The following is a 22786-nucleotide window of genomic DNA, read 5'->3' as shown; positions in this document are numbered from 1 at the left end:
GCGTTCACGATCGGCGGCCCCAAGTCGTCGACCATCGGTCAGCGCATGATGGGGCTCACCGTACCCATGTGGTATGGCGGAAAGGTCACGCCCCTGATCGCGGCGTTCCATGCGCTCCTGTTCTGGTTCTCGCTGACGCTGTTCTTCCCGATCCTGCTGTGGTGCCTCTTCGACTCCCAGAAGCGTTGCCTGCACGACATCTTAGCCGGGGTTCTCGTCATCAACCGGCCAACGGCTACGGCGCAAGCGGGCATCTGACCATCCAGGATTTCGGCCTTCTGGGTTTGGCGCTGGCGCGGAGTGGATTGCGTCTGCCGCAAGTCCTCGCTTAAGCTGTCGGAGGATTGACGTGGATTCGCTTCCGGTCCGGTGCCCGTGACAGAACACAAGAACAACTTTCCGGAGTTCTACATCACCGCCCCCCAGCCCTGCCCCTATCTGGCAGGCCGGATGGAGCGGAAGCTCTTCACGCACCTGACCCGGGACAAGCCCGGGTTCCTCATCGACAACCTCTTGAAGGGCGGGTTCCGGCGCAGCCAGAACATCGCCTACATGCCCTATTGCGACGCCTGCTCGGCTTGCGTCCCCGTACGCCTGATTGTGGACGAGTTCGAGCCCAAGCGGTCCTTGAAGCGGATTGCGCGACAGAACAGTGATCTGATCGCCACGCGGAAACCGGCCGCTCCAAGCTCCGAACAATACGGCCTCTTCCGCGACTACATCGAGGCGCGGCACGGGGACGGCGGCATGGCCGAGATGAGCGTTCTCGATTTCTCGCTTATGGTGGAAGACAGCGTCGTCGAGACCTTCATCACCGAGTACCGGCAGGAGCCCGACCCGGCGACGGGGGAGTCTCCGCTGATCGCGGCCGCGCTCTGCGACCGGCTGAGCGACGGCATCTCCATGGTCTACAGTTTCTTCGACCCGGATTGGGCCCCGCGCAGCCTCGGCACGTTCATGATCCTCGAACATGTCGAGTACGCCCGGTCCATGGGCTACCCGTATGTCTATCTCGGCTATTGGATCGAGGGCTCGCGGAAGATGCGCTACAAGGAGCGCTTTCAGCCTCAGGAACGCCTGACCTCCAAAGGCTGGGTTCGTGGCCTCGCCGTACCGCCGCGCTAGAACTTATCGCCAAACTTGCCGGACTTCGGAAAACCCCGTGGCGGCAGTCGCCCCGCGGCGGCCCGGGCGCCCCACCAGTCGCGCAAATCTCCCGACGCTAACGTGAAGCTCCGCTTCGCGGCATCGATGTAGACGAGCCCCTCCTTCTTCGAGAAGATCTTTGCATCCGCAAGGCCGCCGTCGCGATAGCGCTGCAGGCGCACGCCCTTGCCGCGCGGCATCTCCGGCAATTCAGACAGCGGAAACAGCAATAGCTTTCTGTTGTCTCCGATAACGGCAACGCTGTCGCCGGAGACGGGGCCGCAGACTGCGGCCTCGTCGTCGCCCTTCACATTGAGCACCTGCTTGCCCTTACGCGTCATCGCGATCACGTCGTCTTCCGCCACCACGAAGCCGTACCCGCTTGATGAGGCCACAAGCAGCTTCCGGCCGGGCTGATGGACGATCAGCTCGACGCAATCGCCAGCGTCTTCGATATCGACCATGAGCCGGAACGGTTCCCCGTGCCCGCGCCCGCCCGGCAACTTGTCGGCGGCAAGCGAGTAGAACCGTCCGTTCGTCGCAAACAGCAGAAGCGTGTCCGTGGTCTGGGCCTGCAACAGCTGCCTCAACCTGTCTCCGTCCTTAAAGTTCAGCTTCGAGACATCAGCGTTATGCCCCTTGATCGTCCGTATCCATCCTTTATCAGAGAGGACGACGGTGATCGGCTCTTTCTCGATCATCGCTTCGGCGAGTACGTCCGCCACATCGTCCGGTGCATCGGCGAAACTGGTGCGACGGCGGCCGAGTTCGGTCTTCGGGCCGAATGCGTCCCTCACGTCCTTGATCTCGCCAGCGATCCGTTTCCACTGCATGTCTTCGGACTTCAGCAGCGCCTTCAGCTCTTTGCGCTCTTTGGTCAGGTCGTCGTGCTCGCGGCGGATCTCCATCTCTTCAAGCTTCCGCAAGGCGCGGAGCCGCATGTTGAGAATGGCCTCGGCCTGGACGTCGGTGAGCTTGAATTCCTTGATGAGCACGGGCTTTGGCTCGTCCTCCTCACGCACGATCTGGATGACCCTGTCGAGGTTCAGATAGACGACTAGGTAGCCGGCCAAGACCTCTAGCCGGTGGTCGATCTTCGAGAGCCGGAAATTGGTGCGCCGGACAAGGACCTGCTGCCGGTGCTCCAGCCATTCCAGCAGTACCTGGCGCAGACCGAGCACATTCGGGATCTTGCCCTTGCTCAGTACGTTCATGTTGAGCGAGACGCGGGTCTCGAGCTCGGTCAGCTTGAAGAGCGACTCCATGAGCAACGTGGAATCGACCGTGCGGCTCTTCGGCTCCAGCACGAGCCTTACATCCTCGGCAGACTCGTCACGCACATCGGCCAGGAGCGGCAGCTTCTTCGCCTGCAGCAATTCGGCGATGCGCGCGACCAACCGCGCTTTGGGAACCTGATAGGGAATCTCGGTGACGACGATCTGATAGGTGCCGCGGCCTGCGTCTTCCCTCTCCCAGCGCGCCCGCAGACGGAACGAGCCCCGCCCCGTCTTGTAAGCTTCGAGGATCTGCTCGCGCGGCTCGACAATGATGCCGCCTGTGGGCAGGTCCGGGCCTGGCACGAAGGACACAAGCTTGTCGGCGGTGGCATTCGGAAACTTGATGAGATGGAGCGCGGCGTCGCACAGCTCGGCCGCATTGTGCGGTGGAATGCTCGTTGCCATACCGACGGCGATGCCGGAGGCCCCGTTCGCAAGCAGGTTCGGGAAGTTCGCGGGGAGCACCGCGGGCTCCATTTCGCGCCCATCGTAATTGGGGCGAAAATCGACCGTGTCCTCGTCGATGCCCTCGAGCAGCCGCGCGGCGATGTCCGTCAGCCGGGCCTCGGTATAACGGTCGGCTGCTGGGTTATCGCCGTCGATATTGCCGAAATTCCCCTGCCCGTCGATAAGCGGATAGCGCACGGCGAAATCCTGCGCGAGACGGGCCAGCGCGTCGTAGATCGCCTGATTGCCATGAGGATGGAAATTACCCATCGTGTCGCCCACGATCTTCGCGCATTTGCGGAATTCGCCCTGGGGCTGCAGGCGCAATTGCTGCATGGCGTAGAGCAGCCGCCGGTGCACGGGTTTGAGCCCGTCGCGCACGTCGGGAAGCGCCCGATGCGTGATCGTGGACAGAGCGTAGGCCAGATAGCGCTCTTCGAGCGCCTCTTTCAGATCGATCGGTTCGATGGGCCCCGAATCAGGGGGCGTCACGCGTTTTCCCATGACTCGCGCTTACCCCATCGCGCGATTCCCCTCAAGCGGCGTGCGGCTCTCGTTGCAGGAGATCGAGCAGCCGTCCCCGTGCGTCCGGGAGTTTGAGACCATGGGGCGTCAGGACATCGCGTTCCAGGAAGTAGCCGGTGAGCGCGAATCCTGCGGCAATATCGGATGGAGCGAGCGGCGCGGAGCTGTCGATCAGGAATTGCGGCAGGGAAAGCATCTTGTCCGCGTAGGGCGCGCCGGCCTCGCGCGAGACCGCGCGCGCCGATTTCGGGGACACATAGAGCAGATCTTCGGTCGCGCCCGTGGCGGCGCAGGATGTGAGTTCAAGGCCGAAGCCCAACTCCTGGAGCAGCTGGAACTCCCAATAGACCATCAGCGCGGGCCAGATGTCCGGCTCGGCGAACGAGCGCAGCACATGCAGGGTCGTGGCGTAGAGTTCCGGGTGCGGGTCGCGCTCCGGCAAGAGCTTCACGAGCTCCGCGATCGTGCCGATGGCTGCAAGCACGCGCGGATCGTCCAGCGCACGGGCCCCGTGCGCTTCCATCAGTTCGACCGTGTAACCGCCGAGATGTTCGGCGAGCCGCGCCCGCCATGTTACGCGGACGAGATTGCCCGGTTGGAGCGTCGGCCGGATGCGCCGGGACTGTCCACCGCGCACGAGGCCGAGATGACGGCCATGCTCGAGCGTCAAGACTTCGGCGATGAGATTGGCTTCACCAAGAGGCTTTCCGCTCAAGAAGATGCCTTCGTCGCTCCAATCCATGCTCGCTCCCGTTCGGAATCGCAGCTTGGCCTATGCGGCGGCGGTTTGCCTAGCCGGCCCTCATCTTTTTGGATAGTCTAGACCCATCTCTCGGAAGCGCTCGGGGTCTTCGCCCCAGCGCTCACGGACCTTCACGAACAGGAACAGATGCACAGGCACACCGGTGATCTCGGCAATCTCCTCGCGCGCCGCCTGCCCTATCTCCTTGATCATCTGGCCCTTGGCACCGAGCACGATCCGTCGCTGGCTCTCGCGCTCCACGAAGATCGTCTGTTCGATGCGGACGCTCTTGTCCTTGAGGACCTTCCACTCGGTACTCTCGACCGTAAGTGCGTAGGGTAGCTCTTCGTGCAGGCGCAGGAACAGCTTCTCACGCGTGATCTCGGCCGCAGTCTGTCTTAGGGACGCATCGGAGAGCTGATCCTCCGGGAATAGCCAAGGTCCTTCGGCAACGGCGCCTGCCAGATAGACGCGAAGATCGTCCACACCGTCGCCCGTCAACGCCGACACCATGAAGATCTCGGCGAACGCCTTAAGCTCGATGAGCTCGGATGTGAGCTTCAGGAGCTCCGGCTTCTTGACGAGATCCACCTTGTTCAGCACGGCGATCACGGGCCGGTTGAGTTCGGGCAGATGCTCGACGATGGGCGCGAGCTTGTCGTCCAGGCCGCGGGCCGCATCCACTACCAGGGCGACCATGTCCGCATCCCCTGCCCGGTCCCAGGCCGCCTGTGACATGGCGCGGTCGAGGCGGCGCCTGGGCTGAAAGATGCCGGGTGTGTCGACCAAGATCACTTGCGCATCGCCAGCGAGCACGATGCCGCGCACGGGCCCGCGCGTGGTCTGAGCCTTATGGGTGACGATCGACACTTTGGCACCGACCAGCGCATTCGTCAGGGTCGATTTGCCGCTATTGGGCGCGCCGATCAGGGCCACGAAGCCGCAGCGCCTAGGATCGGTGGGATTGTCAGTCATTGGCGGCCGCTTGCCAAACGCCTTCTCGCTTCAGCATGGCCAGTGCAGCGGCTTGTTCGGCAGCGCGCTTATTGGCGCCTTCGCCCCGTTCGGGCGCCACGCCCTCCACATGCACCTCAGTTGTGAAGCGCGGGGCATGGTCCGGGCCTTCGCGTGCGACCTCGATATAGTTTGGCAGTGGCAGCTGGCGTCCTTGCGCCCATTCCTGAAGGACGGATTTGGCGTCGGGCGCAGCCTCTTTCAGCTCGGCGAGAAAGGGTTCCCACGTTCGCCAGACGACGCCGCGCGCAACGTCATAACCGGCGTCGGAAAACACGGCGCCCAGCACCGCCTCGCAGGCATTGGCCAAGATCGTCTTCTTGCGCCGGCCGCCAGAGCCGGCCTCGCCACCGCTCATCAGAACGAAGTCGCCCAGATCCCAGCTTTGACCGGCCTCGGCGCAGGTCTCGGTGCGGACGAGATGGTTGAACCATCGCGCCAGCTCACCTTCGCTCGAATGGGGGAAACGGTCCGACAGCAATTGCGCGATGGCCAGGCCAAGAACGCGGTCGCCGAGAAATTCGAGGCGCTCATTGTCTTCGTTGGGGGTCGAGCCGGGATGTGCGCTGGCATGGGTCAGGGCCAGTTTCAGAAGCGCGGGCGTCTTGAATGTGTGTCCGATACGCTCGGCCAGGAGGCCGACATCTGAGATGCGCCGCTTGCTCACCGTCCTAATTTACCACTTTGAAAATTCGGTCCCAACGGACATCGGTCGGCCAGCGCCAGACTTGCCAGAAGCTGGCATCGTCGTCTATGGAGAAGAAGATCACTTGGGCCTTGCCCACCAGGTTCTCGAAGGGCACGAAACCGACCTCGGACAGAAAACGGCTGTCGGTCGAGTTGTCGCGATTGTCGCCCATCATGAAGAAATGCTCCTCGGGCACTTTGTAGACTTCCGTGTTGTCGCCAACTCCCTCGTTCACGAGGTCCAGGACTGGATAGCTGACGCCATTGGGAAGCGTCTCCATGTAACGAGTGAAGTGGCGGTTGCGTGTGCCCAGGCCCAGCATGACGAAGTCGTCGACCTTCGCCTTGTCCACGGCGTTGCCGTTGATATGCAGCACCCCATGCATCATCTGGATCTCATCGCCAGGAAGGCCAATCACGCGCTTGATGTAATCGGTCTCATTGTCCCGGGGCAGCTTGAAGACCACCACGTCCCCGCGCTGGGGTGCCGCCGCCCAGACCCGGCCCGAGAACAAATTCAGTCCAAAGGGAAAGGAGTAGCGACTGTAGCCATAGCTGTACTTCGAGACGAACAGATAATCGCCGACCAGCAGCGTCGGGATCATCGAGCCCGAAGGAATGTTGAACGGCTGAAACAGAAAGACGCGCACGATCAGCGCGAGAATCAGCGCGTGAATGACGACGCGAACCGTTTCCCAGTTACTTCCCTTTGAAGCCATCTTGTCCGCGTCCACACTCATGCGGCGCTCTCCGTAGGTTGCGCCGCCCGCCAAGCAGGCCGACCCTTTCAGCAAATAGAATTTGAGCCCCTATAGACCCTCGCCCCGTCCTGGGCAAACCAAGGACGCGGACACTGTCGCGATTTTAAGGCGATCGCAGGATCGCCGAGATGATGACGATGGCCTGCGCCGTCGGAAAATCGTCGGTGATGGTGAGGTCAATCCGCACATCGTGCCCGGTCGGGGTCAATTCGTCCAAAATCTGCGCCGCGCCGCCCGTAAGCTCCAGGGTGGGCCGACCGGACGGGAGATTGACGACGCCGAGGTCGTGCCAGAAGACCCCACGGCTAAAGCCGGTGCCGAGTGCCTTCGCGCAGGCTTCCTTGGCGGCAAACCGCTTCGCGTAGGACGCCGCCCGCAGCGCCCGTCGGTCCGACTTGCAACGTTCGGTTTCCGTAAACACCCGAGCCAGGAACCGCTCGCCAAAGCGCTCGATCGTTTTTTCGATCCGGCGGATATCGATGATGTCGTTACCGATCCCGATGATCATGACGCGATGCTGTCTCCTTCACGGAGGCAAACCGCTTGCCGCCCTAGATCCATGGCTGCGCGCATACGCCGAACCGCTTCGCCGAGCCCGATAAAGACGGCCTCGCCGACCAGGAAATGGCCGATATTGAGCTCCACGATCTCCGGGAGCGTCGAAATCTTCCGAGCGGTCGCGTAATTGAGGCCATGGCCTGCATGAACCTCCAGCCCAAGACCATGAGCATAGGCTGCGCCATCGACGATTGCCTGCCACTCCCGCTCGGTATCGGCTTCACGCCCCTCGGCAAAGGCGTCGCACCAACTGCCCGTATGTATCTCGATAGCCGCGGCGCAAAGGTGCGCGGCCGCCTCGATCTGCCGCCGCTCGGCCGCAATGAACAGGGAGACCTCGATACCCGCATCACCAAAGGCCGCGACGACAGGTTCGAGCGTATTGTGTTGCGCGACGACGTCGAGGCCGCCCTCGGTCGTGCGCTCCTCGCGACGTTCGGGCACGAGGCAGGCGGCGGGAGGCTTGGCCTGTAGGGTGATCGCGGTCATCTCGTCGGTCGCCGCCATCTCCATATTGAGCGGGCAGTCGACCTCCGCCAGCAACCGGGCAATGTCGTGATCGCTGATATGCCGGCGGTCTTCACGCAAATGCGCGGTGATGTTGTCGGCGCCGGACTCGGCGGCAAGACGCGCCGCCTGAATCGGGTCGGGGAGCACACCACCACGCGCGTTCCGGAGCGTCGCCACATGATCGATATTGATGCCCAGCCGGATCCTCGGCGCACGCATCACGATTTCCATTTCCATGCCTTTCTCAATGCATACCGACTGCTTCGTCCGGCGGCCGGAGTTCGCGGCGCCGGTGCTGGTAGGCGTTCACCGCCGGCTTCACCAGGACGTAGCTCAGCAGCGCCAGCGCTATGCCGATCGGAATCGAACCGAGCGTCATGGGCTTCAGCAGGGTCCAAATCTGATCCGTCTGAAAGATGCCCTTCGACAGGTCGAGTTCCATTTCGCCGTCGCCCCTGCCCAGCATGAGCGAGCCCACCTCGTAACTGCCGACCCAAAACAGCGGGTACGTCAGCGGATTGCCGACGAATGTTCCAAGGAGCGCCGCTACGATGCTGCCGCCTACAATCCAAGCTACAGCCGCCGACAAGGCCATATGAAATCCGATGAAAGGGGTGCTGGACACGAAAACGCCGACTGCGAAACCTAAGGCGACGGCATGCGGTGTCGCGCTCAAGCGGCGCACGCGATGAACAACGTAGCGGGTCGAACGTCCCCAGCTGCGGCGCGGCCACAAAGACACCCGTAACCGGTTCAGCAAAGTTTCCGCCTCGCGGCGCTTAAACAGCATATCTACCTCGTCGCAGGGCCGGTTGGCTTGCCGCTACCCTGCCTATCGGCGAACGTGCCCTAGCATATTTGGTGGTTTTTTGCGCGTTGTGCCAGTGTCTTGTTGGCCGTCAGTCCTCGGCCCGGGCGGCATCGCTGACGACGTCCTTCGCGCGCAACCTCGTCAGAATTTCATTGAGATGTTGAAGATCCCACACCTCGACGTCGATGAGCATCTCCGTGTAATCGGCTACTTGATTGGTCATTTTGATGTTCTGGATATTGCCGTCGACCTCGCCGATGACCGCGGCGATCTGCGCAAGGCTCCCGGGCTCATTCATTGCCGTTACCGCAATCTTGGCCGGAAAGCGCTGTGGATTGTCCTCGTCGATGTCCCACGTGACATCGATCCAGCGTTCGGGCTCGTCATCGAACTCCTTCAGCGCGCCGGCATGGATGGGATAGATCGTAATACCCTGCCCAGGCGAGAGAATACCCACGATCCGGTCGCCTGGAATCGCGCCGCCATCGGCGAAGCTCACCGGCAGTCCGGTGCGCAGACCGCGAATCGGGATGCCTGCCGGTCCGGCGGGGCCTACCGAGCCTTCTGCCCGCTCCTTCCCTGCAGAGCCCGGCCAGCGGAACTTCAGCCCCATGACCTTGCCGAGCCCGAACCAGCCTTCGTCGCTGCGTTTTACCTCCCGGCGGCGTTTGGGCGGCTCGGCCGAAACTTCCTCGGGGAAGGCGGCGCGGAAGACGTCCTCGGACGCCAACTCGCCACGCCCGACGGCGGTGACCACGTCCTCGGCTGTCTTCTGAGACATGCGCGGGAGGCCCTTGGCAATGGCCTCCTCGTTGAAGGTTTGGCCATGGCGGCGGAACGCCCGATCGAGAATTTCACGCCCGAGCTTCTCATATTGGAGGCGCACGGCGTCCCGCGAGGCGCGCCGGATCGCCGAGCGCGCCTTCCCCGTGACGGCTAGACGTTCCCAGGCCACCGGAGGCGATTGCGCCTCCGAGCAGACGATCTCGACCTCATCGCCATTTCGCAGGGCCGAGGCCAACGGCATAGGGCGGCCGTTGATCTTGGCGCCGACCGCCCTATTGCCCACTTGCGTGTGAACGGCGTAGGCGAAGTCGATGCAGTTGGCCCCGCGTGGCAGTGCGATCAGCCGGCCCTTGGGCGTGAAGCAGAACACTTGGTCGTGGAACAGCTCTAGCTTGGTGTGCTCCAGGAACTCTTCTGGGTTATCGCCTTCGAGCAAGATGCCAACCAGATGCGTCAACCATCTGTAAGCACTCGAATCTTGGGCGGGAACCTTCTTACCGCTTCCGTGGTCTTTATAGAGGGCATGCGCGGCAACGCCATATTCGGCGATCGAGTGCATGTCCTCGGTCCGGATCTGAAGTTCCACGCGCTGGTGGCGCGGCCCGACAATGGTGGTGTGGATCGACTGATAGTCGTTCTGCTTCGGGTTAGAGATGTAGTCCTTGAACCGGCCGGGAACGGTGTGCCAGCTCGTATGCACCACGGCGAGGGCCCGGTAACAGTCGGGAATCTTGGGGACGACGATGCGGAACGCATAGATGTCCGAGAGCTGCTCCAGCGAAATCTGCTTCCGCTCCATCTTGCTCCAGATCGCGTAAGGCTTCTTCTCCCGTCCGGCCACGATGGCCTTCACGCGCGCGGCTTTGAATTTCGACGTCAGCGCGCCCTGGATCTCGTCGATCAGGCCCTGATTGTGCTCCCGCAGCGCCTTCAGGCGCTCGGACACGGTGGTGTAGGCTTCGGGGTTCAGCCAGCGGAAGGACAGGTCCTCGAGCTCCTCGCGCAGCCATTGCATTCCCATACGGCCCGCGAGCGGCGCGTAGATGTCCATCGTCTCTTCGGCGATGGTCTTCCGCTTAGCCGGCTTCATGTGCTCGAGCGTCCGCATATTGTGCAGGCGGTCGGCGAGCTTCACCAGCAGGACTCGGATATCGCTGGAGATCGCGAGCAGGAGTTTGCGGAAATTCTCGGCTTGCTCGGCCTTCTTGGTAACGAGATCGAGCTTCTTGATCTTGGTCAGCCCATCGACCAGCGTGCCGATCTCCGCGCCGAACAGCGTATCGATTTCGGTCCGCGTCGCTTCGGTATCCTCGATGGTGTCGTGGAGAAGCGCCGTGGCGATGGTCGCATCGTCGAGTCGCATCTCAGCTAAGATCGCGGCGACTTCTAAGGGATGTGAGAAATACGGAGCGCCGGACGCCCGCTTCTGATTGCCGTGCGCCTTCATGGCGTAGACATAGGCGCGATTCAGCAGCGCCTCGTTGGCGGTCGGCTGATAGCTTAGAATGCGTTCGACAAGTTCGTATTGGCGGGTCATCTCAGCCCGCCAGAATGGCGCGCAAGGACCTGGCAGCACAAGGCCTTTAGCGAGCCGTTGGACAAATCCAAGCTTGCCGCCTGTCTAAGACCGTACTGTGTGCCGAAAAGTGGCGAGGCCGTCAGCGTCCTGCCTCGCCCGTCGCCACCAAGGGCGCTATCGCGCGCGCGGACCCGCATTGGAACCATCCGAAGGCGCCTGGGTCGCCATGCGGCGCAGAAGCTCTTCTTCGGTCATGCGGTCGATCTGGGAGTCGGTAGCCTGATCGTCCTGACCGAGAACGGGCATACGCGAATCCTGCGACAGGGCCGGAACGGCCTCAGCCTCTGGCTCGTCCACTTCCACGTATTTCTGCATGGAGTGGATGAAGTCTTCCTTGAGGTCGTCCGGCGTGAACTTCTTCTCGGCGATCTCGCGCAAGGATACGACAGGGTTTTTGTCGTTGTCGCGCGGTACGGTGAGCTGAGCCCCGGCCGAAATCGTGCGGGCGCGGTGGCTGGCCAGAAGAACGAGCTCGAAGCGGTTCGGAATCTTGTCGACGCAGTCCTCGACGGTGACGCGAGCCATCTGAAAGTCCTTTTAGAATAGGCTGAATTTAGCCTCTATGTAGGCAAGTCACGCCCCGCTGGCAAGTCGTGTCTCAGGGTTTAGGGTCCGCAGGACCTGCCCTTCCCGCCCTTGCGCGAGCCGGCGCCACAGCGTCCGGGCCGATTTTCGGGTCACCGGATGGCGCCAATCCGGCGCCACATCGAGCAGCGGGCGGAGCACAAACGGCCGGGACGCGATCCAAGGATGCGGCAAAATCAGCGGTCGCCGGCCGGCCCTGGCAAAACGCGGAACCGTGCCCCGCCAGTTCTGTACACGCCCTTTGTAATCCAGGATGTCCAGATCCAGGGTCCGCGGCCCCCAGGGACTTCCGCCCCTGCGCCCCGCCGCCCGTTCGATCTGTTTCAGCCTTCGCAGCAGCGCCTCCGGGGGCATGGCCGTCTCGATCACGGCAACGGTGTTCACGTAAGGAGGCTGCCCGGCGCGGCCCACCGCCGCAGTCTCGTAGAAGTGCGAAACCGCCCTCACCTGGACGCCCTTTTCGTCAAGCTGAGCCAGCGCGCGCTCGATCGTGGCGCTTGGCGCACCCCACCAACCTGTATAGTTTGCACCCACTCCGACCAGTATTTGAGACATTGCGACCAATTGCGGAGCCTCTGTACCAAAACCAAACTAAGCCGTTGTATGCGTTCGGATTCCCGTACCCATAAGTATTTTCATCGCTAGGACCAGAGATGCACTTCTATACAATGGAACGGATTGCTTTGTTTTTTGACGGCGCGAACCTCTACGCCGCTTCGAAGACCCTTTCCTTCGACATCGACTACAAGCGGCTCCTGGCCCTGTTCCGCTCGAGAGGTCAGTTTGCGCGCATTACTACACGGCGCTCGCCGAGGAGCAGGAATATTCCTCAATACGTCCTTAGATCGATTGGCTCGACTAAAGCGGCTACACCATGGTGACCAAGCCGACCGTGGAGTTCGTCGCTGCCACGGGCCGCCGCAAGGTCAAGGGCAACATAGACATCGGAGTTGCGATCGATGCTATGGAACTCGCCGAACATCTCGACCATGTCGCGATCTTTTCCGGCGACGGAGACTTCCGCTCCCTCGTCTAGCCGCTGCAGAATAAGGACAAGCGCGTCAGTTTGATCTCAATGCTCTACACCAACCCGCCGATGGTGGCCTACGAGCTGCGCCGGCAGGCCGATTATTTCATCGACCTGGTAGATCCGCAGCAAGAGATCGGCCGAACGCGCCCCACGCGACAATCGCCAGCGGCCCGGCCCCGAAGCGGCCCCCTACGAGGCTTCGAACCTGGTCGAGACCTAGCCGGAAAGCCTACAACGCCTACCGGGGGAGGTCTCCCTCTGGTCTTTTTACGGTCGAAAGGCTACGCGTGAGATCTCATGCGGTTTTCAGATCGTTCGCCCGACATGCTCTCATTTGAAATACGTGCCGAACCCGAAACGGACTGCGCCTTGTGCGACCGTCTTGTCGCCTTCCGCAAGGACAATGCGACCGCCCATCCGGACTGGTTCAACGGCGCCGTGCCATCGTTCGGCCTGGACACGGCCCGGCTACTGATCGTGGGGCTAGCGCCGGGGCTGAAGGGGGCGAACCGGACCGGCAGACCGTTCTGGGGCGATTTTGCGGGCCATCTTCTCTACCCGACGCTGCTGAAGACCGGTCTCGCGCGGGGCGAGCACGATGTCCTGCGGCCCGAGGCGCTGAGCCTTGTGGACTGCATGATCACCAACGCCGTGCGCTGCGTCCCTCCTCAGAACAAACCGACATCCGGCGAGATCAAACGCTGCCGTCAGTTCCTTGACGGACGAAAGGCAGCGCTCCCGAACCTGCGGGCCTTTCTCGCGATCGGACGGGTGGCCCATGACAGCCTCCTATCGGTTTTCGCGGTCAAGAAAAGGGACTTGCCTTTCGCCCACGGCGCCCGACATCTGCTCCCGGGCGGCCTCGAGCTGTTCGACACGTTCCACTGCTCCCGTCTCAACACTAACACCGGGCGCCTGACGCCCGAAATGTTCGAGCAGGTAGTCGGGGATGCGGCAGCAAGTCTCAGGGATTAAGTTGCTGGGATCGGCCAAGTCAGGCATGCTTTCCTCCTTGGCCCGAGGATCTTTTAGAGGATGCCGGTCTCCGGCAGCGATGCGATGGCAGGGATAGAGATTTCACCGACGAAGGTGGGCTTTGTCATCGTCAAGGCGCGCGAGCTGGGAGCCAAGGTCGGCGCCTGGGACGAAGGCGCGACCTCCGACCATGACGCGGAGTCCATCCTCGAAGACTTTGCGGACGATGCAACCGTTGCCGAGGTGCGCGAGTTCATTCGCGATCTCAATGTGGACGAGCAAGTGAGCCTTGTGGCGCTCGCCTGGATCGGCCGCGGCTCGTTCGCCGCCGACGAACTCAACGATGCGCTCGACACCGCCCGCGCCGAACGTAACAAGCGGACGGCGGAGTATCTGCTGGGCATACCGCTTCTGTCGGATTATCTCGAAGAAGGCCTGTCCGCCTTGGGCTACTCGGTCGAGGACGCCGAAGACGACGCCATGGGCGACTGATCTGGGCGACTTTTGCCCACCCTCACGCCTGCTCTGTTAGCCAGTCAACCACTTCGGCCGCATGCGTCTCGGGATCGCGCACCGGATAGAAGACGTGCTCGGTGCGTCCGTCGAGAACCGCAAACGTGAGTCGTTTCACATAGCTGTCGCCACCTGCTTTGAAGCTAGGCAAACGAAGCGCGCGGGCGAACGCGCCTTCCGCATCACTCAAAATGGGGAATGGGAGTTCCAAACGCAGCGCCATCTCGCGCTGATACGCCGTGGTCTGGTTGCTCAGTCCGAACAGCCGCGTGCCAGTCTGCGAGATAGCCTCAAAGATGTCCCGGAACCCTTCGAGTTCAGGGGTGGAGCCGTGTGCACCAGGCATGTCGTCCCAATCGGGCGGATTGGGAACACCCGGCCGGCCGGTCCAAGGATAGACTGCGACGAGGCTGCGCCCTGATAGCGTTGCCAGAACAATCGCCGATCCGTCCGTCGCCGGAAGCGCAACGAGTGGCAGGCAAATGCCTGGCGTCAAATGGATGGGGGCGCTTCTTTCCAAGACTCTCTCTCCAAGGCTTGGCTCTTCTCGCGAAGGCTTATCCCTTCTCGCGCATGAGCCGGCTCTTCTGGCGGTCCCAATCCCGCTTCTTTTCGGTCTCGCGTTTGTCGTGGACCTTCTTGCCCCGCCCGAGACCGAGCAGCAGCTTGGCAATGCCGCGCGCGTTGAAGTAAAGGCGCAGTGGCACGAGCGCCATGCCCTGCCGCTGGACGGCCTCGAGCAGGCGCGCCATCTCCTTCCTATGCAGGAGAAGCTTGCGGTGCCGCGTGGGCTCGTGACCGAACCGGGCCGCGCCTGGATAGTCGTCGATATGCGCGTTGATCAGATAGAGCTCGCCGTCTTCGTTCGAGGCATAGGACTCGGCAATATTCGCCTTACCGACCCGCAGCGACTTCACCTCCGACCCCGTCAGGATTATGCCGGCCTCGATCGTATCTTCGATCTCGTAGTTGTAACGGGCCCGTCTATTCTCGGCGACGAGCTTCCCGCTCTCGCGTTTCGGCGCCATGCCATTGCCCTTCCGAATTTCTAGACGGGCTTCAGCCCGGCCGCTTCGATGGCCGCGTCGACACGCTTGCGCGTCGCATCGCTGATTGGCGCAAGCGGCAAGCGTGTCTCGCCACCGCAAAGCCCGAGCTTTTCGGCCGCATACTTCACCGGACCCGGGTTGGATTCCACAAACAACGCGTCATGTATCGGCATAAGGCGGTCCTGCAACTCCAGTGCCCGCTTGTAATTTCCGCCAAGGCACGCGAGCTGAAACTCCGAGCAAAGCGCCGGGGCGATATTGGATGCCACCGAGATGCACCCCACCCCGCCATGTGCCATGAACCCGAGCGCCGTGGCGTCCTCGCCGGACAGCTGGATGAACGCGTGGCTCATTGCAGCCCGCTGCTGGCTGACCCGCGCCAGATTGGCGGTGGCATCCTTCACCCCGATAATGTTCTTCAGCCTGAAGAGCCGCGCCATCGTCTCCACGGACATGTCCACTATACTTCGGCCGGGAATGTTGTAGATCACAATCGGGATGTCGGCGGCATCGTTGATGGCCTTGAAGTGGAGGTACAAGCCCTCCTGGGTCGGCTTGTTGTAGTACGGCGTCACCACAAGCGCCCCGTCCGCTCCCGCGGCCTTGGCGTGACGCGTCAACTCGACAGCCTCGGCCGTAGAGTTCGAACCGGTCCCGGCAATCACCGGCACCCGGCCGCGCGCTACCTCAATGCAGAGTTCGATGACACGTCGATGCTCATCGTGATCGAGGGTCGGCGACTCGCCGGTCGTGCCGCATGGCACGAGCCCGTGCGTGCCCTGATCGATCTGCCATTCCACAAATTTGCGGAAAGCATGCTCGTCCACGGAACCGTCCTTGAAGGGCGTGATGAGGGCCGTAATGGAGCCCTGAAACGGCGGCATGGTCACAGCTCAAACTCCTTGGCGCAATCGTAAGCGCGCAGGCGATAGTCTCGTGTTCCTAAGGGTCGGTGGGGCGGGACAATAGGAGGTCGGGATGGACGCGGCAAGCGGGCCAGCAGGCATTTGCGGCTTTAGATCGCGCCCATTCCGGGGACGAAGGCTGAAGCACCGTCCGAGGGAGAGAACGGCGTCCGGTTGAGCACCCTAGCGGGCCCTGTTCGCAGCCGATCTGACCCCTGCTCACCAAACTCAGTCATCTTTCCGCCGAAATCTTTGAGACAGTGTAGTAATTCGTTACACTGAGCGAAGCGTCGTCGTCGCGGCTCCTGTGTTTTTGGGGGACGTACTAATCACTAGACGCGGGTCATAGCCGGAAGCAACCGACGATCATGAAACGCACACACGCGTACAGAATCGCGCTTCTCATGGCCTTTGCTTGGGCCGTTCCTGCTTGCGCCGAGGCCAAGACGGAAACGATACCCCTTCCTGCGCGGAACCCCGAACGGTCTCCTCCGGTTCCAGGCCCCACACTATCCGCCGAAGCGACAGCTGGGAGTTTCTCCACAGGGTCATCCCCTTCGCAGTCCTTGTCGTCGCAGACCACGCCCTCCGGCCAAACGCCGCCCGCAACCGAAGCGACCGCGACCAAGATGCCGAACCAGACGACGGCGACTAAGGGCTCCACGCAAGCTGCCGACACCACCACGATCGCCGCCATTCCGCGCCCGCTCTTGAACACTGAACGTGCCGCCGATGAGCCCGCAAACGGCAACGTGGACGGTGCCTCCGCGGAGGCCGCCGGCGCAGCAGCGGGCGAAGACAAAGCCGATACCGCCGAAAACACCAATAAGGCGGATACGGACAAGGAAGCGGACGCTACAAAATTGGCCGCGGCGCCAGCCTCGTTCATGCCGGATACCGTTCCCACGCCAAACGTTCATCCCCGTCGAGATCCGATGAGCCCGGCGGCGCCCGAGCCCGCTCTCGATTACGGGCAAATCCTCCAGCCCCTGCTTGAGTACAAGCTCAGCAGGGCCGACGAGAGCCGCGTGCGCTTTGTGATGCGCCACAAGGGCACGGTCGACGATACGGCCGCCAAGATCGAAGACCCGGCCGCGCGGGAGTTCGCGTTTTGGTACCGCTACGGCCACACAAAAAGTTCCTACCTCAACGCCGAAGCCGTCGAGGCCTACCGGAAGAGCCATCCGATGTGGCCCGGCCTGAAAAAGCTTCGCGAAAAAGCCGAAGCGTCCCTGTTTCTCACCGATGCCTCTCCAGAGAGAATAACGGCATTCTTTAAAGACTCCGAACCCGAGACGGGCGCCGGACGCGCGGCGCTTGCAGGCGTCTACCTGAAGGAAGGCAACAAGGAGAAAGCCGAAGCCAGTGTCGATGCAGCCTGGCGCGAGGACGACATCGGCCAGGACACCGAGGAGAAGATTCTCAGCAAGTTCAGTAACATGCTGGACGCGGACGATCATCGGGCGCGCGTCGACGTGCTCCTCTACCCGGATAAGTCCAAGGCGTGCGCTGCGGCCTTGCGCGTGGCGAAGCAGCTGCCGGAGGCCGAGCAGAAAAAAGTCAAGGCGCGTGTGGCCGTGGTCAAGCGCGACGGCAATGCGGGCAAGCTACTCAAGGCGCTACCCGACGACGCGGTCAAGAAAGATCTGGGACTGCGCTTCAACAACATTCAATGGCTGCGCCGCACCAAGGATAAGGAGCAGCGGCTCATTGCCTGGAAGCTTCTGCTCGACGTTCCGCAGGAGCCCGACCTCCTCCTCGATATGAAGGAGTGGTGGATCGAGCGCCGGGTCAACGTCCGGGCGGCCCTGAACGACGGACATCCCCGTACCGCCTATGAGATCGCGGCGAAGCACGGCCTTGCCGCCGAACGGCACCACCTGGCCGACCAGTATGTGGAAGCCGAGTTCCTCGCGGGCTGGGTCTCGCTGCGTTATCTCAACGAACCGCAAACGGCGCTGCGTCATTTTCTATCGATGCGGCGCGGCGCAACCGACTCCCGCGATATTGCGCGCTCCGAGTATTGGCTCGGACGCACGGCCCTTGTACTGGGCGACCGGGGCTCGGCCGCGGTGCACTTCCATGTCGCCGCCAAGTACCCGCAATACTTTTACGGCCAGCTCGGACGCCAGGCGCTGGACCCGCGGCCAGCCCGGCTTGAGGTCACCGCAACCCCGGTACCGACCCAGGAGGATATCGACCGATTCATGGGCCGAGAGGCCGTCCGCGCTCTGGGCGTCGCCCGAGCCATCGGCGTGGGGTGGGTGACGCCGCAGTTCCTGCTGTCCCTCTCCCGCACCCTCGACAATGCGGCCGAGGTCGTGTTGCTGGCCGAATTCGCCAAGTTGGTCGGTCACAAGCAAATGGCCCTGCGCCTGTCGAAGATCGCCTTCAATCGCGACTTGCCCATGGGCGACTACGCCCTGCCCGTGGGTGTCATGCCGTCTTTCAAGAGCCTCGTGGACGAACGGGTAGACCCGGCTCTAGTGCATGCGCTGTCCCGGCAAGAGAGCGAATTCAACGCCGCCGCCCAGAGCCCCGTTGGCGCGAGCGGTCTGATGCAGCTCATGCCCGCGACGGCACGGGGCGTCGCACGCCGTTATAAGGTCAAGTATTCCAAGGCCAAGCTCACGAACCCCGCCTACAATACCCAGCTCGGTGAAGCCTTTCTCAACGATCTGATCACGAACTATGACGGCTCCTATTTCATGGCCCTTGCCGCCTACAATGCCGGTCCCGGACGCGTGAAGGAATGGGTGGGGATATATGGCGATCCGCGCGGGCCCGACGTCGATCCGGTGGACTGGATCGAACGCATTCCGTTTACGGAGACGCGGCGCTACGTGATCAAGATCATGGAGACGCTCCAGCTTTACCGCTCCCGTCTGGCGGGACCGGAAAAAGCTTTGCACCTCGTCCAGGACCTCAACAGGGGCCGTAGGGTCCCAGCCTCGGAAACCGCCTCCGTTCAGCCGGCCTCAGAGGCGCCGAAAACCCCCTAAGGGAGCGGACCGGCGCTTGCGCGGTTGACTTTTCGAGGCTTGATCCGCCATCAATGGACCGAAAGGAAGCGATGCGCGAGCCCGCGCATTGGACGGGTTCTCCTGACGGTGCCCCCCCAAAATCGGCGATGGACAATGCTTGAGCTTCAGAGCAAGCCTTGGCGCGACATATTCTATGAGTCGTCCGACGACCTGACGCTCTATGCGCGCCACTACACAGCCCCGGACGAGCGATATCGCAGCGTCATTTGCTTGGCGGGACTGACCCGCAGTTCCCGCGACTTCCATGCGCTTGCCACCTATCTTTCGACGCATCCTGAAACCCCCCGGAACGTTTACTGCATCGACTATCGTGGCCGCGGCCGCTCGCAGTTCGATCCGAACTGGCGCAACTACATACCCACTGTGGAGCTGGCCGATGTGCTGGACTTCTTGACCATTCAGGGGCTGCACCAGGTTGGACTCGTCGGGACGTCGCGGGGCGGCATCATCACGATGTTGATGGCGGCCGCGCGGCCGACGGCGATGGGACCCATTGTGCTCAACGATATCGGCCCCGTGATCGAGACAAGAGGGCTTGCCCGCATCGTCAACTATGCCCGGCGGATGCCCTCGCCCAGGACATGGGCTGACGCCATGCAGATCATGCGGGAGATCAACGAGCGAGGATTTCCCGACTTCACCGATGCCCAGTGGGATCAGATGGCGCGCAGCGTTTTCGAGGAGCGCAAAGGCCGGCTCGTGCTTTCCTACGATCGAAAGCTTGCGAAGGCGATCGGCACGATCGACCTCAGCCGCCCCTTTCCCGCTCTCTGGCCAGAGTTTATCGCCCTAAGCAAGATGCCGACCTTCGTCATTCGCGGCGAGCACTCCGACATTCTCAGCGCCGAGACGCTGAACGAGATGGTAGAGCGGCATCCGAACTTACGCACCATGACCATTCCCCACCAAGGGCACGCGCCGACGCTTGCGGAGCCGGACCAGGTCAGCGCCATTGCCTCGTTTTTTGCGGTGAACGACTAGATCCGGGCAAGAAGCCCGCACTCAGCGCAAGCTATCTCAGCGTTCGGTCCTGAGCGGTATAAGCGGCGGCAGTGCACCGCTTCGCCATCTCCTGCTGTCCTCAGGGATCGGCTTGATGCGCGGAACGACGGTCGCCGCCAAATCTGGGGACGGCATGGCCCGGGGCGCGAAGTTCAGCGGCGCGGCCGCTTTCTTCCACTTGATGCTTTCCGATGTCGAGAAGCGCTCCGGCAGATCCCGCCGGAGCTGGTAGGCCACGGCAACGGCTGTACCCTCATCGGGCGCGACGCCTTCGATGCTCACCGAGACACCCGTCAGTGCGACCTTACCGGTCTCGAGCCGCGATAGCGCCCGCAAGGCCGCGGCAACGGCCTCGTCCCAATCCGTCGGCGCGCCCGAGGCGACCTCTAACCGGTCGTCCAGTCCCGGCCGCGCGAAGAGCTGCCGGGACAAGTCGCGTACGGTCTTGTGCGCATTCTCGCTCGGGACGCTTCCCGCTAGGCTCAACGAGTTCGGACCGAGATCAGCCTGGAACATAAATGGATCCGCGACGGGCGGGCGAACGCCATCGGCCTTTAGAGTCAGACCGGCGGGCAAGGTTCCAGCCAGAGCCTTTTTGATGTTCCCGTACTCTTCGGCATTCAGTGCCTGACCGGTCACGGTCAAACCACCGTCCGTCAGGCGCACCTTGCCCTTCGTCATTTGCGCAAGCTGCTGAAGACCGAAGCTCACCGCCGCCAGCCATTGCTCGCGCGGCAGGCCTGTTTCGACGACTTCTACTTTTTCTTCGACAGTGAGGTCGGGAAAGTGCGCTTTGACCATGCCGAGCGCGGTCTGCCTATCCTCCTCCGACGGCACGGCGCCGCGCAGCGTGATCCGGGACTCATTCCGATTGGCGGACCAGACATAGTCCGGCGAGTTGGTGTCACCACTTGCCTTTTTCGCCGTATCGTCCGCCGTCCAACCTTGCTGCTTTTGCGCGCCGTCAGCACGAGCTGCAGGACGGGCACGCTTTCCTACGGTGCCTTCTTCCTGCGCGGCATCAGAGGCCGCAAATGTCGTTGTATCCGGGAGAACAAAGGTGAGAACCAACGCAATCAGCACAAACAAGCCAAACAGCCTCGTCCCGCACCGAGATGCGTTGCGATGGCTTGTTGGACGCACTCGACTCGATCGGTCCATCACTCGCTTCGTGTCCCCATCATCGCCACTGGCAGTTCGACGGGCCTCGCTGCACAGCTTCCAGAGCCCAGCGCGCTACGCCATTGATACAGAAAGGTGTACCGTCTCCCGGATCGTGGCCGGCACCCTGCTCGACCTCAGATTCGGTTGAAAACGAAATATAGGCGATGCCGGTACGGAGTTCCAGAGCGCTCTTTCTGTACACGATTCCCCGAGCAAGAATAAAGCACCCTAGCAACTGGGGTGTTTTGTATTTGCTTCGATTGAACACTACACCTGCACGACTACTGCAAGTGTTGCGCAAGACCGATTATGCCGATCGCGATCAGGTAGATCGCGACGACGTAGTTGAGAGTTCTGGGCATAAGCAGAATGAGAACGCCCGCGACGAGTGCAATCAACGGATTCAGTAGTGCAGGATCCATGGCTCTTGGTTTTACCTCCCCCAAGTTAAGCGCGATGGCGCGCAACGTCCGATGAGGCGCAGCATATTCGATCCACCCCGGATTGTCCCCGCCCGAAAGTCTCGAGGCGACCAAGACCCGAAACAATCTCACTCAGGCCCGTCGCCCCGCAACGCTATCAGTCGTCAGTCCGCACCAAGTTCGGTCTTCGCGGTCCGCTGGCCGCCGTGTCGCTCGATCGCCGCGTTGACCTCCGCCCCGAGCAACACGATGTAGAACGACATGTAGAGCCAAAAGAGCAGGATAATGACGGCGCCGAGCGATCCGTACATCCTGTCGTAGTCGGCGAAGTTCGACACGTAGTACGAGAAGCCCAACGAGGCGAGCAGCCAAACCAGTGTCGCGAAGACCGAGCCGGGCGTGATCCAGCGCCATTCGGGGTCCTCCCGGCTGGGGCCAAAACGGTAGATCAGCGCCAGCAGGAACAGCGTCAACAAGAAGAACACGGGCCACCGCAGATACGTGACGACGGTTTGGAAGGCTTGTGGGTGCCCAGTATCGTCGAACAGGATTGGCACGGAGACAATGGCGAACAGCATAGCCGCGACGCCGACGATCCCGATAAAGGTGTAGCCGACGGCAGCGAGATAGAAGTGCACAAAGCCACGCCGCTCCGGCTGGCCATAGGCAATATTCAGCGCCGAGAACATAGCCTGCGTGGCATGGTTCGCGCTCCACAGTGCGACTAGCAGCCCGGCCACGAACCCCCAACCGAGTGCCTGGCCGGACGTCGCAGCAATCCGCTTAATCTGATCGAGCAAGATCGTATAGGCCTGAGGCGGCAGCACTGTACTGAACACATCGAACTGGCGTTCCACATTCTCAGGGTTGGCGGTGAGGCCATAGAGCGAAATCGACGCCGTCAACGCGGGAAAGATCGCGAAGAGCGCGTAATAGGCGCAGCCAGCCGACACCACGGACAGATGATCCCGCCCAGTCCGCAGCCCGACGTCTTTCAAGACCGCCCAGAACTTATTCAGCGGACCGGGGTGCTTAGCTACGACCGGCGGCTGGCGCGCGCCGGCGCCCGGCTCTGCGGTGTTTTCCTCGGCTTGGTCGGACTTGCGGTTCATGACGTCATGAAGGAATGTGTGCCTCCTGAATCGCAAAGAGACCGTGCTTCGGCGGCGAGCGCAAGAAGCGGCGCGATGCGAAGCAGCGATTTTCCGGAGGGGTGGCCGAGTGGTTGAAGGCACCGGTCTTGAAAACCGGCAG

Annotated in this window: 25 protein-coding genes; 8 read left to right on the top strand and 17 right to left on the bottom strand. The window is 62.2% G+C overall.

Translation table 11 applies throughout. The annotated features are described in order from the left end of the window. Together WBQ77_RS06345 and WBQ77_RS06340 are read left to right on the top strand one after the other, a co-directional pair. The coding region (locus WBQ77_RS06345) for an RDD family protein (RefSeq protein ID WP_424059427.1) at nt 1-258 on the top strand (258 nt) is incomplete at its 5' end. Nucleotides 259-375: 117 nt separating this feature from the next. After that, nucleotides 376-1125: an arginyltransferase gene (locus WBQ77_RS06340; protein ID WP_424059425.1), complete on the top strand. Its 750-nt coding sequence runs from the start codon at nt 376-378 to the stop codon at nt 1123-1125. Here WBQ77_RS06340 and parC read toward each other — a convergent pair. The 11 genes from parC to folK form a co-directional block, all read right to left on the bottom strand. Next, nucleotides 1122-3374 carry a DNA topoisomerase IV subunit A gene (gene parC, locus WBQ77_RS06335; protein WP_424042872.1) on the bottom strand — a complete coding sequence of 751 codons (2253 nt, stop codon included), beginning with the start codon at nt 3372-3374 and terminating at the stop codon, nt 1122-1124. The genes WBQ77_RS06340 and parC overlap by 4 nt on opposite strands. Before the next feature lie 31 nt (nt 3375-3405). After that, nucleotides 3406-4137 carry a DNA repair protein RecO gene (gene recO / locus WBQ77_RS06330; RefSeq protein ID WP_424059423.1) on the bottom strand — a complete coding sequence of 244 codons (732 nt, stop codon included), beginning with the start codon at nt 4135-4137 and terminating at the stop codon, nt 3406-3408. 60 nt (nt 4138-4197) lie between these two features. After that, entirely contained in the window at nt 4198-5112 is a 915-nt protein-coding gene (gene era, locus WBQ77_RS06325) for a GTPase Era (RefSeq protein ID WP_424059422.1), read from the bottom strand. Continuing rightward, the gene (gene rnc, locus WBQ77_RS06320; RefSeq protein WP_424042869.1) at nt 5105-5818 is read right to left on the bottom strand and encodes a ribonuclease III; all 714 of its coding nucleotides are present in this window, start codon (nt 5816-5818) and stop codon (nt 5105-5107) included. Before rnc ends, era begins: the two co-directional genes overlap by 8 nt. 4 nt (nt 5819-5822) lie before the next feature. After that, nucleotides 5823-6578, bottom strand: coding sequence for a signal peptidase I (gene lepB / locus WBQ77_RS06315; RefSeq protein WP_424042868.1), 756 nt, complete (start codon nt 6576-6578; stop codon nt 5823-5825). Nucleotides 6579-6702: 124 nt separating this feature from the next. Beyond that, nucleotides 6703-7107, bottom strand: coding sequence for a holo-ACP synthase (gene acpS / locus WBQ77_RS06310; RefSeq protein WP_424059420.1), 405 nt, complete (start codon nt 7105-7107; stop codon nt 6703-6705). Further along, entirely contained in the window at nt 7104-7886 is a 783-nt protein-coding gene (locus WBQ77_RS06305) for a pyridoxine 5'-phosphate synthase (RefSeq protein WP_424042866.1), read from the bottom strand. Before WBQ77_RS06305 ends, acpS begins: the two co-directional genes overlap by 4 nt. Nucleotides 7887-7911: 25 nt before the next feature. Continuing rightward, a complete protein-coding gene (locus tag WBQ77_RS06300) occupies nt 7912-8457 on the bottom strand; it encodes a DUF2062 domain-containing protein (protein ID WP_424042865.1) in 546 nt (181 codons plus the stop codon). A gap of 109 nt (nt 8458-8566) precedes the next feature. After that, nucleotides 8567-10801 carry a RelA/SpoT family protein gene (locus tag WBQ77_RS06295; protein ID WP_424042864.1) on the bottom strand — a complete coding sequence of 745 codons (2235 nt, stop codon included), beginning with the start codon at nt 10799-10801 and terminating at the stop codon, nt 8567-8569. A gap of 156 nt (nt 10802-10957) precedes the next feature. Next, nucleotides 10958-11368 (bottom strand): DNA-directed RNA polymerase subunit omega, encoded by a 411-nt coding sequence (gene rpoZ, locus WBQ77_RS06290; protein ID WP_424042863.1) that lies wholly within the window; start codon nt 11366-11368, stop codon nt 10958-10960. 48 nt (nt 11369-11416) lie between these two features. Continuing rightward, nucleotides 11417-11983: a 2-amino-4-hydroxy-6-hydroxymethyldihydropteridine diphosphokinase gene (gene folK, locus WBQ77_RS06285; RefSeq protein ID WP_424042862.1), complete on the bottom strand. Its 567-nt coding sequence runs from the start codon at nt 11981-11983 to the stop codon at nt 11417-11419. 98 nt (nt 11984-12081) lie between these two features. Here folK and WBQ77_RS06280 point away from each other — a divergent pair, with 98 nt between their 5' ends. From WBQ77_RS06280 to WBQ77_RS06265, 4 genes are all read left to right on the top strand, one after another. After that, nucleotides 12082-12309 (top strand): NYN domain-containing protein, encoded by a 228-nt coding sequence (locus tag WBQ77_RS06280; RefSeq protein ID WP_424059418.1) that lies wholly within the window; start codon nt 12082-12084, stop codon nt 12307-12309. After that, on the top strand, nt 12303-12464 hold the full coding sequence (locus WBQ77_RS06275) for an NYN domain-containing protein (RefSeq protein ID WP_424059416.1): 162 nt from the start codon (nt 12303-12305) through the stop codon (nt 12462-12464). Before WBQ77_RS06280 ends, WBQ77_RS06275 begins: the two co-directional genes overlap by 7 nt. 291 nt (nt 12465-12755) lie before the next feature. Then, a complete protein-coding gene (locus WBQ77_RS06270) occupies nt 12756-13433 on the top strand; it encodes a uracil-DNA glycosylase (RefSeq protein ID WP_424042602.1) in 678 nt (225 codons plus the stop codon). Nucleotides 13434-13493: 60 nt separating this feature from the next. Then, a complete protein-coding gene (locus WBQ77_RS06265) occupies nt 13494-13925 on the top strand; it encodes a DUF3775 domain-containing protein (RefSeq protein ID WP_424042603.1) in 432 nt (143 codons plus the stop codon). 22 nt (nt 13926-13947) lie between these two features. Here WBQ77_RS06265 and WBQ77_RS06260 read toward each other — a convergent pair whose 3' ends face one another. The 3 genes from WBQ77_RS06260 to dapA are packed head-to-tail and all read right to left on the bottom strand — an operon-like array spanning nt 13948 to nt 15879. Beyond that, nucleotides 13948-14466, bottom strand: coding sequence for a peroxiredoxin (locus tag WBQ77_RS06260; RefSeq protein ID WP_424059414.1), 519 nt, complete (start codon nt 14464-14466; stop codon nt 13948-13950). 37 nt (nt 14467-14503) lie between these two features. Further along, nucleotides 14504-14974, bottom strand: a complete 471-nt coding sequence (gene smpB, locus WBQ77_RS06255) for an SsrA-binding protein SmpB (RefSeq protein ID WP_424059412.1) — start codon at nt 14972-14974, stop codon at nt 14504-14506. Nucleotides 14975-14994: 20 nt separating this feature from the next. Further along, a complete protein-coding gene (gene dapA / locus WBQ77_RS06250) occupies nt 14995-15879 on the bottom strand; it encodes a 4-hydroxy-tetrahydrodipicolinate synthase (protein WP_424044437.1) in 885 nt (294 codons plus the stop codon). Between the two features lie 389 nt (nt 15880-16268). Between dapA and WBQ77_RS06245 the strand changes: the two genes are divergently transcribed. Further along, nucleotides 16269-18902 carry a transglycosylase SLT domain-containing protein gene (locus WBQ77_RS06245; RefSeq protein WP_424059410.1) on the top strand — a complete coding sequence of 878 codons (2634 nt, stop codon included), beginning with the start codon at nt 16269-16271 and terminating at the stop codon, nt 18900-18902. Between the two features lie 135 nt (nt 18903-19037). After that, the gene (locus WBQ77_RS06240) at nt 19038-19925 is read left to right on the top strand and encodes an alpha/beta fold hydrolase (protein ID WP_424044433.1); all 888 of its coding nucleotides are present in this window, start codon (nt 19038-19040) and stop codon (nt 19923-19925) included. Nucleotides 19926-19961: 36 nt separating this feature from the next. On the opposite strand, the gene WBQ77_RS06235 is transcribed toward WBQ77_RS06240, so the two are convergent. From WBQ77_RS06235 to WBQ77_RS06225, 3 genes are all read right to left on the bottom strand, one after another. Beyond that, nucleotides 19962-21035, bottom strand: coding sequence for a hypothetical protein (locus WBQ77_RS06235; RefSeq protein WP_424044431.1), 1074 nt, complete (start codon nt 21033-21035; stop codon nt 19962-19964). 356 nt (nt 21036-21391) lie between these two features. Next, entirely contained in the window at nt 21392-21532 is a 141-nt protein-coding gene (locus WBQ77_RS06230) for a DUF3096 domain-containing protein (protein ID WP_424044429.1), read from the bottom strand. Between the two features lie 164 nt (nt 21533-21696). Further along, a complete protein-coding gene (locus tag WBQ77_RS06225; protein ID WP_424044427.1) occupies nt 21697-22644 on the bottom strand; it encodes a YihY/virulence factor BrkB family protein in 948 nt (315 codons plus the stop codon). Nucleotides 22645-22786: the final 142 nt, after the last annotated feature.

It is taken from the genome of Methyloceanibacter sp., from assembly GCF_049590335.1.
GTDB lineage: Bacteria > Pseudomonadota > Alphaproteobacteria > Rhizobiales > Methyloligellaceae > Methyloceanibacter.
Note: the sequence above shows the minus strand (reverse complement) of the source record. Positions and strands in the feature narration are given on the sequence as shown.

What these genes read in the sequence shown, in the direction of transcription:
- rpoZ (WP_424042863.1), bottom strand. Translation starts at nt 11,368, where the DNA reads ATGGCTCGCGTCACCGTCGAGGACTGCGTCGACAAGATTCCGAACCGC.
- era (WP_424059422.1), bottom strand. Translation starts at nt 5,112, where the DNA reads ATGACTGACAATCCCACCGATCCTAGGCGCTGCGGCTTCGTGGCCCTG.
- WBQ77_RS06265 (WP_424042603.1), top strand. Translation starts at nt 13,494, where the DNA reads ATGCCGGTCTCCGGCAGCGATGCGATGGCAGGGATAGAGATTTCACCG.
- WBQ77_RS06295 (WP_424042864.1), bottom strand. Translation starts at nt 10,801, where the DNA reads ATGACCCGCCAATACGAACTTGTCGAACGCATTCTAAGCTATCAGCCG.
- WBQ77_RS06280 (WP_424059418.1), top strand. Translation starts at nt 12,082, where the DNA reads ATGCACTTCTATACAATGGAACGGATTGCTTTGTTTTTTGACGGCGCG.
- lepB (WP_424042868.1), bottom strand. Translation starts at nt 6,578, where the DNA reads ATGAGTGTGGACGCGGACAAGATGGCTTCAAAGGGAAGTAACTGGGAA.
- smpB (WP_424059412.1), bottom strand. Translation starts at nt 14,974, where the DNA reads ATGGCGCCGAAACGCGAGAGCGGGAAGCTCGTCGCCGAGAATAGACGG.
- WBQ77_RS06305 (WP_424042866.1), bottom strand. Translation starts at nt 7,886, where the DNA reads ATGCGTGCGCCGAGGATCCGGCTGGGCATCAATATCGATCATGTGGCG.
- WBQ77_RS06225 (WP_424044427.1), bottom strand. Translation starts at nt 22,644, where the DNA reads ATGAACCGCAAGTCCGACCAAGCCGAGGAAAACACCGCAGAGCCGGGC.
- parC (WP_424042872.1), bottom strand. Translation starts at nt 3,374, where the DNA reads ATGGGAAAACGCGTGACGCCCCCTGATTCGGGGCCCATCGAACCGATC.
- acpS (WP_424059420.1), bottom strand. Translation starts at nt 7,107, where the DNA reads ATGATCATCGGGATCGGTAACGACATCATCGATATCCGCCGGATCGAA.
- folK (WP_424042862.1), bottom strand. Translation starts at nt 11,983, where the DNA reads ATGTCTCAAATACTGGTCGGAGTGGGTGCAAACTATACAGGTTGGTGG.
- WBQ77_RS06245 (WP_424059410.1), top strand. Translation starts at nt 16,269, where the DNA reads ATGAAACGCACACACGCGTACAGAATCGCGCTTCTCATGGCCTTTGCT.
- dapA (WP_424044437.1), bottom strand. Translation starts at nt 15,879, where the DNA reads ATGCCGCCGTTTCAGGGCTCCATTACGGCCCTCATCACGCCCTTCAAG.
- WBQ77_RS06240 (WP_424044433.1), top strand. Translation starts at nt 19,038, where the DNA reads ATGCTTGAGCTTCAGAGCAAGCCTTGGCGCGACATATTCTATGAGTCG.
- recO (WP_424059423.1), bottom strand. Translation starts at nt 4,137, where the DNA reads ATGGATTGGAGCGACGAAGGCATCTTCTTGAGCGGAAAGCCTCTTGGT.
- WBQ77_RS06300 (WP_424042865.1), bottom strand. Translation starts at nt 8,457, where the DNA reads ATGCTGTTTAAGCGCCGCGAGGCGGAAACTTTGCTGAACCGGTTACGG.
- WBQ77_RS06275 (WP_424059416.1), top strand. Translation starts at nt 12,303, where the DNA reads ATGGTGACCAAGCCGACCGTGGAGTTCGTCGCTGCCACGGGCCGCCGC.
- WBQ77_RS06270 (WP_424042602.1), top strand. Translation starts at nt 12,756, where the DNA reads ATGCGGTTTTCAGATCGTTCGCCCGACATGCTCTCATTTGAAATACGT.
- WBQ77_RS06230 (WP_424044429.1), bottom strand. Translation starts at nt 21,532, where the DNA reads ATGGATCCTGCACTACTGAATCCGTTGATTGCACTCGTCGCGGGCGTT.